At 69.9% G+C, this 13,248-nt stretch carries 10 protein-coding genes and 1 pseudogene; 8 read left to right on the top strand and 3 right to left on the bottom strand.

What is annotated here, in order from left to right; translation table 11 throughout:
* Position 1 precedes the first annotated feature (1 nt).
* Positions 2 to 1,540, bottom strand: a complete 1,539-nt coding sequence (locus CRP49_RS16720; protein ID WP_097254084.1) for an MFS transporter — start codon at positions 1,538 to 1,540, stop codon at positions 2 to 4.
* A gap of 143 nt (positions 1,541 to 1,683) precedes the next feature.
* Positions 1,684 to 2,325 carry a TetR/AcrR family transcriptional regulator gene (locus tag CRP49_RS16715; protein WP_097254083.1) on the bottom strand — a complete coding sequence of 214 codons (642 nt, stop codon included), beginning with the start codon at positions 2,323 to 2,325 and terminating at the stop codon, positions 1,684 to 1,686.
* 410 nt (positions 2,326 to 2,735) lie between these two features.
* Between CRP49_RS16715 and CRP49_RS16710 the strand changes: the two genes are divergently transcribed.
* The 8 genes from CRP49_RS16710 (at position 2,736) to CRP49_RS16675 (ending at position 12,858) form a co-directional block, all read left to right on the top strand.
* Positions 2,736 to 4,013 (top strand): M6 family metalloprotease domain-containing protein, encoded by a 1,278-nt coding sequence (locus CRP49_RS16710; protein WP_097254082.1) that lies wholly within the window; start codon positions 2,736 to 2,738, stop codon positions 4,011 to 4,013.
* Between the two features lie 60 nt (positions 4,014 to 4,073).
* Complete coding sequence (locus tag CRP49_RS16705) at positions 4,074 to 5,687, top strand: IclR family transcriptional regulator C-terminal domain-containing protein (protein WP_097254081.1); 1,614 nt, start codon at positions 4,074 to 4,076, stop codon at positions 5,685 to 5,687.
* Positions 5,688 to 5,791: 104 nt separating this feature from the next.
* Entirely contained in the window at positions 5,792 to 7,432 is a 1,641-nt protein-coding gene (locus CRP49_RS16700) for a glutamate--tRNA ligase (RefSeq protein WP_097254080.1), read from the top strand.
* 600 nt (positions 7,433 to 8,032) lie between these two features.
* The gene (locus CRP49_RS46470) at positions 8,033 to 8,494 is read left to right on the top strand and encodes a hypothetical protein (RefSeq protein ID WP_143670000.1); all 462 of its coding nucleotides are present in this window, start codon (positions 8,033 to 8,035) and stop codon (positions 8,492 to 8,494) included.
* Between the two features lie 216 nt (positions 8,495 to 8,710).
* Entirely contained in the window at positions 8,711 to 9,037 is a 327-nt protein-coding gene (locus tag CRP49_RS16690; protein WP_097254078.1) for a hypothetical protein, read from the top strand.
* 173 nt (positions 9,038 to 9,210) lie between these two features.
* Complete coding sequence (locus tag CRP49_RS46235; RefSeq protein WP_107487133.1) at positions 9,211 to 9,531, top strand: helix-turn-helix domain-containing protein; 321 nt, start codon at positions 9,211 to 9,213, stop codon at positions 9,529 to 9,531.
* A 371-nt stretch (positions 9,532 to 9,902) separates the two neighbouring features.
* Positions 9,903 to 10,292 (top strand): hypothetical protein, encoded by a 390-nt coding sequence (locus tag CRP49_RS16680; RefSeq protein WP_143669998.1) that lies wholly within the window; start codon positions 9,903 to 9,905, stop codon positions 10,290 to 10,292.
* A gap of 25 nt (positions 10,293 to 10,317) precedes the next feature.
* Positions 10,318 to 12,858, top strand: coding sequence for an NACHT domain-containing protein (locus CRP49_RS16675; protein WP_179851646.1), 2,541 nt, complete (start codon positions 10,318 to 10,320; stop codon positions 12,856 to 12,858).
* On the opposite strand, the pseudogene CRP49_RS47895 reads toward CRP49_RS16675, so the two are convergent.
* Positions 12,764 to 13,093: pseudogene (locus CRP49_RS47895) on the bottom strand (ATP-binding protein); the annotation flags it as partial. The gene CRP49_RS16675 and the pseudogene CRP49_RS47895 overlap by 95 nt on opposite strands.
* Positions 13,094 to 13,248 lie beyond the last annotated feature (155 nt).

Raw genomic sequence — 13,248 nt, 5'->3', positions numbered from 1 at the left:
GTCAGTGGGCGACCACCGGCACCGGCACCTCGTCCTCGACCCCCTCGCCGGAGGCCACCGTGGTGGAGCCCGGCCGGCCGGCGTTGACGAAGGTGAACGCGATCAGCGCGGCGAGGCCCAGGATGCCGACGGCGAACCAGATCGCCGCGCTGTAGCCGTGCACCATGCCCTGCAGCTGGACCAGCTGCTGCTGCGGCTTGGAGGCCGCACCACCGATGTGGTCCTTGATGAACGACGTCTGCGCGGAGGCGGCGATCGTGTTCAGCAGGGCGGTGCCGATCGCGCCGCCCACCTGCTGCGAGGTGTTGACCATCGCGGAGGCGACACCGGCGTCCCGGGGCTCGACGCCCATGGTGGCCAGGGACATGGCCGGCATGAAGGCCGTACCCATACCGAGGCCGAGCAGCAGCATCGCGGGCAGCAGCAGGGTGGTGTACGAGGAGCCGACCTCCAGCTGGGTCAGCAGCAGCATGCCGAGACCGGCGACCAGGAAGCCGGGGCCCATCAGCAGCCGGGCCGGGACCCGGGTCATCAGCCGGGTGCCGATCTGGGTGGAGCCCGTGATCATGCCCACGATCATCGGCAGGAAGGCGAAGCCGGTCTTGACCGGCGAGTAGCCCTTCACGATCTGCAGGTAGTAGGTCAGGAAGAGGAACAGGCCGAACATGCCGATGATCGCGAGGCCGAGGGAGAGGTAGATCCCGCCGCGGTTGCGGTCGGTGACCACGCGCAGCGGCAGCAGCGGGGCCTTGACCTTGGACTCGACCAGCACGAACGCGAGGAGCAGCACCGCGGACGCGACGAACATCGAGACGGTCACGGCGTCGCCCCAGCCGTCGGACTCGGCGCGCGTGAAGCCGTAGACGAGCGCGACCAGACCGAGGGTGGACAGGATCACGCCGGGGATGTCGAGCGGGGAGCGGTTGCGGCCGCCCTCGGGCTCACGGATGACGAAGTAGGCGCCGGCCGCGGCGACGATGGCGAACGGGACGTTCACGAAGAAGGTCCAGCGCCAGTTCAGGTACTCGGTGAGGAAGCCGCCGAGGATCAGGCCGACGGCACCGCCGCCACCGGCGATCGCGCCGTAGATGCCGAACGCCTTGGCGCGCTCCTTGGCGTCCGTGAACATCACGGCGAGCAGGGACAGCGCGGCCGGGGCGAGCAGGGCGCCGAAGACACCCTGGAGGGCGCGGGCGCCGAACATCATCGCGCCGGTGGTGGCGACACCGCCGAGCACGGAGGCGGCGGCGAAGCCGGTCAGACCCAGGACGAAGGCGCGCTTGCGGCCCCACAGGTCGGCGATGCGGCCGCCGAAGAGCAGCAGACCACCGAAGGCGAGGGCGTAGGCGGTGACGACCCACTGCCGGTTGCCGTCGGATATGCCGAGGTCGGTCTGGGCGGAGGGAAGCGCGATGTTCACGATGGTGGCGTCGAGGACGACCATCAGCTGGGCGAGCGCGATGAAGACGAGCGCCTTCCAGCGGTTGGCGTCACCGCTCGGGGCGGCGGCGCCGGGAGCCTTGAGGGCTGTTTCGGACATGGGGATACCCACTTCGGGACTTCGTGACGGAAAAATGATCAGAAAACGGAAGACTGTCGGGCGTGCTGGAGGGACGGCTCGTCGTCGGTGACGGCCTGGGCTTGCTCGTACAGGAGACCGGTGTCGCGGTCCGAACTAATCGGTCAGGACCGGCGCAGCTCCTTGATGGTCACTGCCGTGCCGGGCAGGGTCGAGCGGGCCGGGGCCCGCAACCCGTCCAGGAACAGCTGCAGATGGCGGTGGACGAAGCGGTCGCTGCTCAGGCAGTCGGTGCCGGCCGGCGGCCGGCTGAGCTGGGCCACGACGACCAGCAGGTCGCCGACGCCCACGTCGGGGCGGAGCTGGCCCGCCTCCTTGGCCCGGCCCATGACCTCCTCGACGAGCTGCTCGACCCGTCCCTGGGACTCCACCAGGTCGGGGTGGTCCTTGTCGAAGGTGCTGGAGACCATCGGGCACAGCGCGCTGATCCGCTCGTCGGCGGCGGTGTGCACGAAGCGCTCCAGGGCGGCGAAGGCGTCCCCGGTCTCCGCGAGGGCCTGCTCGGCCGCCTCGGCCGTACGGTCCATGACGGAGCAGACGACCTCGCGGACGAGGGCATCACGATCCGGGAAGTTGCGGTACAGCGTGGCGTTGCCGACCCCGGCCCGGCGGGCGATCTCGTCGAGCGGCACGTCCGGGCCGTGCTCGACGAACATCTCCCGGGCGGCGGTGACGATCCGCTCCCGGTTGCGCAGGGCGTCGGCGCGGGGCCGGGGCGCCTTGCGCGTGGGGGTTGCGGTCTGCACGGTGTACTCCCTGAATCGGTGAGGCGGTCTTGGTCGGTGAGGCGGTCTTGGTCGGTGACAGCCGCCTGGGTCGGTGACTGTGGTCTGTGTCGGTGAGGCGATCCGGTGAGGCGATCCGGTGAGGCGATCCGGTGAGGCGATCCGGGGAAGGCGTCCCCGTTTCGATCGGACACAGGTCTAAACGGGGAGAGCTTCCCCGGTTATTTCCCGCCACCGGAAAGAATTCCTGTGACCTGAACCACACTTGCCGGGCGCGGTCCCCACACTCACCGAGCGCGGTTCCCACCCGCTCGCACGCGGATTTCCCACGATCGGTCTCCTCCAGCGCGCGCCCTCCACCCCGGCGACACAGGGTGAGCGCAAGGGTGCAGCCGGAGACCAGCGGCTGCCGTGGAGCGGAAGGTCCATGCATGCAGCCGCACTCGCCCCGCCGCCGCATACGCCCGCGCCGTGTGGCCGCCCTCGCCGCGGTGACCGTACTGACCCTCGCGGTCAGCACCTCGGCCGGGACCGGGCATCTGACGGCGCCCACCACCGCCGGGCCCATCGGCCTGGCCCGCTCCTCCGTCCTCTCCCCCTGTCTGATCCGCAGCGGCCTGGACGTCCAGATGACGGAGGGCCTGCCCACCCCGGCCGGTTACTCCCGCTCCACCGGCACGGTCCACGCCCTGACCCTGATGGTCGACTTCTCCGACGCGCCCGGGCAGGGCAGCGCGCTCGACCGCTTCCACGAGTTCTTCCCGCAGACCCAGGACTGGTTCCGCACGGCGTCGTACGGCCGGCTCGACTACCACCCCGAGACCCCGATCACCACCTGGCTGCGGATGCCGAAGTCCTTCAAGGCGTACGGCATAGAGCGCGGCGCGCCCTTCGACCCCGGCTACCGGCAGCTGGTGCAGGACATCGTGGCCGCCGCCGATCCCGAGGTGGACTTCCGCTCGTACGACCTGCTGAACGTGCTGGTCACCCCGAACGCCGGCCCCTCCGCCCTGGACACGGTGCTGTCCGTGACCTTCGCCGGCAACGGCGACGCCCCGGTCGCCGACGGCGTCCCCATCTCCAACGCGTCCTTCGTCTACTCCCGCCAGGACGACGGCTCCGGCTCCTACGCCCGCACCGGCTACCGCGTCCTGCCGCACGAGAACGGCCACACCTTCGGCCTGCCCGACCTCTACACCCAGGAGGGCGGGGGCACGGTCGGGCACTGGGACATCATGAGCGAGGACTGGGGGGCCAACAACGACCTGCTCGGCTGGCACAAGTGGAAGCTGGGCTGGCTGGACGGCAACCAGGTCGGCTGCGCGGCGACCCCGGGCACCGTCACGTACACGCTGACGCCGCTGTACAAGGCGGGCGGCGGGAAGCTGGTCCTCGTGCCGGTGAGCGCGCGGACCACGTACGCGCTGGAGCTGCGCACCCCGGGCGGCAACGACGAGGCGGTGTGCAAGCCCGGCATCCTCATCTACAAGGTCGACGCCACCGTGGACACCGGACGCGGCCCGGTCACGGTCTACGACGCCCACCGCAGCAGCGGCGGCTGCACCCGCAGCCCCAACGTCCACGCGGAACTCTCCGACGCCCCCTTCTCCCCCGGCGAGAGCTTCAAGGACCCGCGGCACGGGATCACCGTCGAGGTACTGGAACCGGACACCTCCGGGAACTACAAGGTGCGGATCACCAGGAGCTAGCAGGGTGGGAGACGGGGCGGGTTTACCGTAGGCGTGCCTGGATGCCGTATCGGAGAGTTGATGCCCGCCAACACCGCACTGGATGCCGAGGTCCGCGCCGGGGTGCCGGCCGAGGCGGTCGCGCCGCTGATCCGTGGGATCGCCGTGCTGCGACGGCTGACCGAGGCGGGCGGCACGCTGAGCCCGAGCGCGCTGGAGCGGGCCACCGGGCTCGCCCGGTCCACGGTCGACCGGATCACCGCCACCCTGGCCCGCATGGGGTACGTCCGCCACGACGGCCGGGACATCGTCCTCACCCCCCGCGTGATGGAGCTGGGCAACGCCTACCTGGCCGCCCTGCGCCTGCCCGCGCTGCTCGACGCGCGCGCCGACGCCCTCGCCGACGAACTGGACGAGTCGGTGTCGCTCGCGGTCGCCGACCTGGACGGCATCCGCTTCATCCACCAGGCCACCCGCCGCCGTGCGATGTCCGTGAGCTTCCGGATCGGCGACCTGCTGCCGGCCGAACGCACCGCGCCCGGACCGCTGTTCGCGGCCGGCTGGACGGAGGCCGTCTGGCAGCGGTGGCGGGCCCGGCGGGCCGAGGATCCCGAGGACGCCTCCTTCCCTGCCGTACCGCCCCGGTCCGCGTCCGCCCCGGACGACTTCGAACGGCGCGTGGAACAGGCCCGCCGGGACGGCTGGGCGCTGGACGACCAGTTGATCGAGCCGGGCCTGGTCGCGGTGTCCGTACCGGTGCGGGAGCCGGACACCGGCCGTGTCGTCTGCGCGGTGAGCGTGGTCAGCCACACCAGCCGCCACTCGGCCGCCGACCTGCGCACCTCCCTGCTCCCCCGGCTGCGTACGGCGGTGGCGGCGATGGAGGCCGACCTGCGTGAGGCGGCGCGGCCGCGGCCAGGCCCGCCGCCCTCGGGCCTGGCGACCTGGACGACGGCGTCCAAGCACGAGCTGGGCCGGGAATTCGTCGAGTCCCTGGCCCGGGGCCTGACCGTGCTGACCGCGTTCGGCGAGGGCCGCTCGGCGCTCACCCTGACCGAGGTGGCCCGGGCGACCGGCCTGGCCCGCGCCACGGCCCGGCGGGCGCTGATCACGTACGAGCACCTGGGCCTGGTGGCCGCCGGCCCCGACCGCACCTTCACCCTCACGCCCCGCGTCCTGGACCTGGGCTTCCCGCCCCTGTCCCGCAGCACGCTCCCCCGCCTCGCCGAGCCCCACCTGAGGGCCCTCACCGACCGGTTGCACGAGCCGACGGCACTGGCGGTCCTGGCACCGGGCACGGAGACGGAGATCCAGTACACGGCCGGGGCGGGCGCGAGCCGGGTGCTGACCGTGGACATCACGGTGGGCGCGCGACTGCCGGCCGCGTCGACGTCCCTGGGCCGCGTACTCCTCGCGGACGCCGACGAGCCCCTGTCCCCCGCCCTCACCAAGGTCCGCGCGCAGGGCTACGCCCTGGTCGACGAGGAACTGGAGTCGGGCCTGCGGTCGATAGCCGTACCGGTACGGGACCGCACGGGCCGGGCGGTCACCGCGGTGAGCGTGGCCACCCACCCGGCCCGCCGCACCCTGGAGGACTGCGTCCACGACCTCCTCCCCGCCCTGCGCGCGACCGCCGACCACATCCAGACGGACCTGAACACGGCGTCCCGCTTCACACGGGTCCCGCCGGCCTGAGCGGCAGCCTCCCGCCCAACTTCCGCCCCGCCGAAGCCAAGCAGCCCGTTGATAGCCTGAACGCCCCTTCCACATACTTCCTACGCCGGAAACCGAGACCCTCCATGCTCGACGCCAGCACCATCGACGCACTGTTCCCCGCGGACCTTCCGGAGCCCGCGTACTGGGAGCAGCGCTACCCGGCCCGTGACCTGCCCGCCGGCGCGCAGGTCACGCGGCTGGCGCCGTCGCCGACCGGCTTCGTCCACATCGGCGGGATCTACGCGGGCCTGATCAACCAGGCTGTCGCACACCGCACCGGCGGCAGGTACCTGGTACGCATCGAGGACACCGACCAGTCGCGCCAAGTCGACGGCGCCTTCGAGCAGTTCAACCGGGCGTTCGAGTACTTCACCCTGCCCGCCGACAGCCCCACGGCCATCGGCGACTACGGCCCCTACCTCCAGTCGGCACGCCAGGACATCTACCTCAGCCACGTCCGTGCGCTGCTCCGGACGGGCCAGGCCTACCTCTGCTTCGCCACCCAGCAGGAGCTGGCCGACATCCGGCAGCGCCAGGAGGACACCAAGGTGCCGACCGGGTACTACGGCGACTGGGCGATCTGGCGCGACGCCGACCCCGGCGAGGTCGCGGCGAGGCTCGCCGAGGGCGCGCCCTACGTGGTGCGTTTCCGCTCGCCCGCCCTGCCGGGTGCGCGTCGTGCCTTCACGGACGCCATCCGCGGGCGCCTGGAGCACGAGGACAACCGCAACGACGTGGTGATCCTCAAGTCCTCCGACAGCGCGGTGCGGTTGCCCACGTACCACTTCGCCCACGTCGTGGACGACCATCTGATGCGGGTCAACCTCGTCATCAGGGGCGAGGAGTGGATCTCCTCCGTCCCCGTGCACCTTCAGCTCTTCGAGGCGCTCGGCTTCGAACCGCCCGTGTACGCGCACATCGCGCCGCTGATGAAGCAGATCAAGGGCGGCAAGCGGAAGCTCTCCAAGCGCAAGGACCCCGAGTCCACCGTCGACTTCTATCTCGGCGAGGGCTACCCCGCCGAGCCGGTCCTCTACTACCTCCGCGGGCTGGCGAACGGCCGCCTGGCCGACCTCCCCCTCGCCCAGGCGCTTCAGGAGCCCATCAGGCTCGAGGACTGCGGGGTGGCGGGTCCGCTGGTCGACCTGGTGAAGCTGGAGGGCATCAGCGCGGACCACATCGCCACCCTGACCAGCGAGCAGATCCTCACCGCCGTGCGCGAGTGGGCCCTGTCCCACGACCCCGACCTCGTACCCGTGCTGGACGCCGAGCGGACCCTCGCCCTCGCGGCCGTGGACGTGGAGCGCGTGGGTGTGGACAACCCCCGCAAGGATCTCCGTAAGTGGGCGGACTTCCGTGACGCCTACGGCTTCTTCTTCCCGCAGCTGTTCACGCCCGTCGCCGCCGGGGACGAGCGTCTCGGCGGCCTCGACGAGGACCTGGTCCGCGCCTTCGCACAGGACTTCGCCGACCGGTACGCGGAACTGGACGATCCCCAGGCCTGGTTCGACCAGATCCGGACCCTCGCCGCCAAGCACGGCTTCGCCGCCACGCCCAAGGAGTTCAAGAAGAACCCGGACGCCTACCCCGGTTCGATCCGCGAGGCCTCCCAGCTGATCCGCGTGGCCCTGACCGGCTCGACCCGCAGCCCCGACCTCTTCGCCGTGGCCCGCACACTGGGCCGCGAGGAGGTACTCCGCCGCGTGACCGCGCTGACCTCATAGCCCGAGTTCGGGAGACGAGCGCTGCGCCCTGTGGCGGTCGGAGAGTGCTGCAGGGCCACCGAAACGGGTTGTGGTGGCCGGTGACGGCATGAACGCGGACACCGCACTACTGCGTGTTCTCCCCGGTGCGAGGCGAGCACGTCGACCTGGTGGCCGAAGCACGAGGCATCAGCCGCGGCCCCACCACCCCGACCTGATCCGCTACCCTGTCAGGGACCGTCGTCAGTGGCGGTCCCCGCCTTCGTGGGGCTTGCACGGAAGTCCTCCACCGCAAGTCAGAGCAGGGTTGCTGACCTCACCCAAAACGCGCCGAGTGCGATCTGGGAACGCCCAACGCATCCGCGCAGGCCAGCGGCTGTTGCGTCGTCAGCAGCTGACACCGGCACGACTGGCGACCTCTTCCTCCTTCGGACCGCTTGATCGTCTCCTCTGGCAACAGAGCCTGCATCCATGAGTCGACAGGCGTGCCTCATCATGTAGGCCATAGGTGGTGGACACCTCACGGTCTCTCCGCTTGAGCGCATCCAGTCATCTTTATCGGTTTCATTCGCTTGCAATTGAGCGGAGGCGCAGCAATTGACGTTGAAGGATTCTCGACCCATGAGGAGCCTTCGCAAGAAATCGCCATCCACCGCACTGGCAGTGATCGACCACCAGGAACGCGTGCTGCTATGTCGCCCGCACGGCGAGCGCACTTGGCGGCCGGTAAAAGCAAGCGTGCTCTGCGTCCGCCCTGGCAAGCTCTCTGTCGTTCACGTGCTGGACCCGCTCTTCTCTCATTGGTTCCTTGCCACCACTCCAGTGATCGGCAGGTTCAATCCCGCGGCAGATCGAGACTGCCAGTCGGATTCGATGCGCATCTTCGTCGTCCGTCACCGCAGGATGCGTACGATCAGCCTTCGCGCTCGCACCGGCGCTTCTCCGGACGCCGACTTTGTCTGGCATCCACTCTCCGATGTCGAGGACGAGCAGTTTAATGTGAATCCGCGCGAGCTCGGCCCCTTCCTGCGCGGCTATCTCGAGGGCTGGATCCCCGATGGCGTCATCACCCTCGTGGAATAACAAAGCACATTCACGAGTCGAGACAAGCATCGAGAGCAGAGCCCGCCGCGGATAGATACCCTTCCCTCTCTGAGGAGTAGGCCAGTGACAAGTGCTCAGCACCGACGGCGACCGCCGCATCGCGGTCCGCTGGTATTGGAAATTCGGACTCTTCTGGCAGCCGCGGGCCTACCCGAAGCCAACAACAGCGACCGTTATCGCGCGCACGGTGTTGTAGTGACAGACCTCGGCGAATCGGTCCGCGTGGAGTGGTTCGTTCCTCGCAGCCTGCGCCGCACAGCCGCCGACGAGCAGATGCGGGGCTTGCCCATAGCCACGGCGGACCGCGCACACGAATCCGCTCGACGCCACTTGCACGCCGCGCTGTTCGGCATCCTGTCGGAAGTCGGATACCTGGTGGAGACCCATCCCTCGGACGCCCTCGGCGCTCTGTCCGTTCGCGTCGGCCGGGTTTCCACGCCGACGACTCTGGTCGCGGACCTTAAGCGGATGCTGGCCAAGCTCCGTGACCATTGGGAAGAAACGGAAGATTCTTCCCAATGACCTTGAGGTCCCTCTACGCCGGCAGCCGACACGAGCGCCTGAAGACCTGCTACCGCAACACAGCCGAGCCCTCCATCCTCTAATCTGGTGTGTACTTGCACCACTACGGAGGCGTGTGCCGACTCACTCGGCACGGAGGGACGGGACCCATGGGGACGTGGGATCATCTCGGCATGCCCCGGAGCAACAACGACCAGCTGCCTGCGACCTATGTCGCGTCCGGCAATTGGCCGTATGCCCGGCTCGTCGAGGACGCTCCTGTCAGCGCGCACTACGGGCAAGCGTTCGCGCGAAACCTGGCAGAGGCGATGGAGACGTCCGACATCGGGTTGAGGGCACTGGGTGACAAAGCGGGGGTATCGCACGCGACCATCAGCCGACTGCTACGAGGCATGGTCCTACCCGACATGGGAACCCTCGCCCGCCTTGAGGTGGCGCTGGGGACCAGTTTGTGGCCAGGCCTGGCGGCGTGGACCAAACGCGAACTCTGCTGAGAGGCCGTTCTCTCCGAACCCCATGTGGCATCGTCGCTGGTCAGGCATGAAGTAACTGCTGCCGCGGGAGCCTCGCCGAGCCACTCTGCACCCCCGCATCAACAGTCCCGAAGTGATCCAACCACCTCGAATGATCAGTTTCATTGGAGTTCTAACAACGACTACCACAATGAGGTGTATCGCTCCTGGCCCGCCTTCACCACCTACCTCCAGATCCGCCGCGACCGCCGCCTGTCCGCCACGCACCTGAACGGAGGCCGCCACGGCCGCTCTCAGCAGGAGGCGGCTCTGACCGTTTCGCTGCCGGAGCGCGCTTCGCGTCGGTAGCGTGGGGCAGGACCGTGGCGTGGGGACGCGTGGGGGAGGCGAGCATGGATCCGGCTACCTTGAGTGCCGTGGCGGTGGCGCTGGTTGCGACCAAGTTCGGGGAGGGCGCCGCGACGGAGGCCGGGAAGGCCGCCTGGCTGAAGATCCAGAGCGTCGCGCATGCCGTCCGGCAACGTTTCGGCCGTTCCGATGTGCAGAGCGCCGCCCTGGCCGAGCTGGAGGCGAGTCCCGGGGACGAGGGCACGCGGGCCACCGTCGCCGGCCATCTGCGGCACGAGCTGGAGAGCGATGCGGAGTTCGCCGCCACCCTCGAAGCCCTGGTGACCGCCGCCCAGAGTGACCCCGCCACGCAGACGCTGATCGCCCACGCGAGCGGGAACGCCAGGCAGGTCAACATCAGCGGAAACAACAGTGGTCCCATTTCGCTTTCCTAGACGCCGGCCAGCCCGGCCCGGCACCGTGGCGCTCGCCACCGACCACGCCCGACAGGTCAACGTCCTCCGCGACAACTACGCACCGATCTATTTCACCTCCGCGCCCACCCCCACCCGGTCCCTGCACCAACTCCCGCAGGGGCCGAAGGACTTCAGCGGGCGCACTGACCACATCACCGCGGTCGAGTCCCTGACCGGCGACGACGGCCCCGGACCACACGTCATCGACCTATACGGCACCCCGGGCGTCGGCAAGTCCGCCCTGGCCGTGCACATGGCTCACCGGCTCGCCGGGCGGTTCGACGAGGCCCAGCTCTACGCCGACCTGGGCGAGCGGAACGGCGAGCCGCCCACCGCTGCGCAGATCCTGCAGCGCTTCGTCGGCGACCTCGACCCCGCCACCCTCAGCGTCCCGGTCGGCACCCAGGACCTCCCCCAGCGCTACCGCTCCCTCCTCGCCGGGCGCCGCTGCATGATCCTCCTCGACAACGCCCAGTCGACGGATCAGGTCGCGGACCTGATCCCCGCCACAGCGACCTGCCTCGTCCTCGTCACCTCCCGCGTTCCCCTGTCGGCGATCGACGGCGTCCTGCTCCACCACGTGGATCTGATGAGCGAGGCCGAGTCGCTGACCCTGCTCGCCGAGGTCTCCCAGCGCCACTGGTCAGGCACGCTCGACGAAAACGCCGCCCGCACCCTCGTCCAGCAGTGCGGCCGTCTCCCGCTGGCCCTGCGCATCGCGGGCGCCCTCCTCAAGAGGAAGCGCCACTGGACCGTCGGCAAGCTCGCCGACGTGCTCACCGACGAACGCACGAGGCTCGCCAAGCTGGCCGACGGCTCCCTCGACGTCCGCGGCAGCTTCGAGATCAGCTACCGCGGTCTGCACGAGGACGAGGCCCACGCCTTCCGCGTCCTCTCTCAGCTCCCGCTCAGCCGCTTCGAGGCCCGGCACGCCGGCGTCTTCCTCCAGGTGCCGGAGGCGCGGGCGGATGAGCTGCTGGAACTCCTGGTCGACGCCCAGCTCGTCGAGACGAGCGACGGCGTCCACTTCCGCTACCACGACCTGCTCAAGCTGTTCGCCCGGGAGTACTGCGAGACGGCGGGCGACGACTGCGACGGCGAGCACGTCGCCCGCTTCCTGGACGTCTACACCAGTGACTTCCTCGAGAGCTACCGCAGCCGCCTGCTGGGCAGCCAGTGGTCCGGCGTCGACCCCGTGGCCTTCCCCGGCCGTGAAAGGCGGCTCTCCGCCCCCGACGCGCTGTACATCCCCCAGCGCCTGACTCCCACCGAAGGCACCTGGTCCGGTGCCAGGCACGCCCCCTGGCAGGAGGTCGCGGCCGAGCACCGCAAGGTACTCGTCCTCGGCGGCGCCGGAACCGGCAAGACCGTCCTGGCGGACCGGATCTGCTACGAGGTCGCCGCGAGGCACGACGGTGGTCGGCTGGACGTCGCCTTCACTGTCCCCCTGCGCCAGCGCGCCGGCCGGCCGCGGCCCCTGGAGCGGCTGATCGCCGACTCGGTCGGTCTGCGCCATGACCTGGAGCTGTCGTACGAGACGCTCGAACTCCTTCTCACCGAGCGCCGCACGCTGATCATCTTTGACGGCCTCGACGAATTGTCCGTACGCGAACGCGACCGCGCCCAGGCCGACGTGGCCAGGTTCTGCGCGAGGTACCCCCGGGCCGAGGTCGTCGTCTTCAGCCGCCCCGGCGCCTCCGTCTCGGGCCTGGTGGCGAGCGAATTCGCCCCGCATACGATCGACGCGCTGGCGCCGGGCGACGTCCGCACCTACCTCTCCCAGTGGGCGCGAGCGACCCACATGCCCCCGTCGGACGCCGAACGATTGCTCACCGAAGTCACCTCCTCCCCGGAGATGACCGACTGGCTCGCCACCCCGCTCCTCCTGGCCCAACTGGCCGCCGTGTACGAGCGCCACGGTCATCTCCCGCATCGGCTGATCGACCTGTACGACAGCACGTACACCCTGCTCTTCGGCGTCCGTGAGCAGTACCGGGGCATCTCCCGCTCCGCTCTCCGGCCCGAGGAACTCGGCCAGATCGTGTGCCGCCTGGCCTACCGGTTCGTCATCCGGCCCGGCGGCTCGCCCGACATGGCCGGTCATGAGTTCGTCGCCGCCCTGCGCAGCGCACTGCGCCACACCGTCCCCGAGTCGTACGGCTCCGGGCTCGCCGACGAACTGCTGACTCTGTTCTCCGAGTCGGACTTCCCGGTCCGTCCGGCGCCGGCCACTGCCTCCGACACTGAGCCCCGCTGGACCCTGGTGCGGGACCCCTTCGGCCAGTACCTCGCCGCCCGCTACATCGCGCGGTACAGCCGCGAGTGGGAAGTCGCCGACACGGTACGCAGGAGGGTCATGAAGGCGGTCGGTGCCACGGGTTTCGTCGAAGGCGCCGTCCATGCCGTGCGCCTGCTCGACGAGCGGGTCCCGTCCGCTGCGGGCCAGCTCGTCACCGCCCTGGAGTACGAGCTCGGCCGGACAAGGGACCCCGACGTCCGCAAGTCCCTGGAACAGATCCTGAACGAGCTGCGAGCGGCCCCCTAGGGCCCTGACGACGGCGCAGAGGCTGCTGTTCGGTCCAGATGATCATCTCGCTGCCGGCCCACCGGGCACCATAGCGGTCAGCGCACTGAGCCACCAGGAACAGACCCCGGCCGCCCTCGTCCAAAGTGCTGGCCAGGCGCAGATGGGGCGAGACGCTGCTGCCGTCGGGCACCTCGCAGATCAGGCTGCGGTCGCGGATCAGACGCACCCGGATGGGCTCGGTGGCGTGCCGGATCACTTCGGGGCCCGGGGCAATGCCTGAGCACCCACCGTCACCACGTCGGAGTGCCTCTACCACCACTCCCTGTCCGCCGCCATGATGCGAACGCATTGTTCGAGCGCCGCGCACAGAGGCGGTACAGCGGCCCGTAGAGGCATATCCAGTGAGAG

The organism is Streptomyces sp. Ag109_G2-15 (assembly GCF_900215565.1).
GTDB classification, from domain to species: domain Bacteria; phylum Actinomycetota; class Actinomycetes; order Streptomycetales; family Streptomycetaceae; genus Streptomyces; species Streptomyces diastatochromogenes.
The sequence above is the reverse complement of the archived record's forward strand: the minus strand, read 5'-3'. Positions and strand labels throughout refer to the sequence as shown.

Coding starts and splice junctions, on each gene's coding strand:
- CRP49_RS46470 (WP_143670000.1), top strand. CDS start 8,033: ATGAGGAGCCTTCGCAAGAAATCGCCATCCACCGCACTGGCAGTGATC.
- CRP49_RS16720 (WP_097254084.1), bottom strand. CDS start 1,540: ATGTCCGAAACAGCCCTCAAGGCTCCCGGCGCCGCCGCCCCGAGCGGT.
- CRP49_RS46235 (WP_107487133.1), top strand. CDS start 9,211: ATGCCCCGGAGCAACAACGACCAGCTGCCTGCGACCTATGTCGCGTCC.
- CRP49_RS16700 (WP_097254080.1), top strand. CDS start 5,792: ATGCTCGACGCCAGCACCATCGACGCACTGTTCCCCGCGGACCTTCCG.
- CRP49_RS16680 (WP_143669998.1), top strand. CDS start 9,903: ATGGATCCGGCTACCTTGAGTGCCGTGGCGGTGGCGCTGGTTGCGACC.
- CRP49_RS16705 (WP_097254081.1), top strand. CDS start 4,074: ATGCCCGCCAACACCGCACTGGATGCCGAGGTCCGCGCCGGGGTGCCG.
- CRP49_RS16710 (WP_097254082.1), top strand. CDS start 2,736: ATGCAGCCGCACTCGCCCCGCCGCCGCATACGCCCGCGCCGTGTGGCC.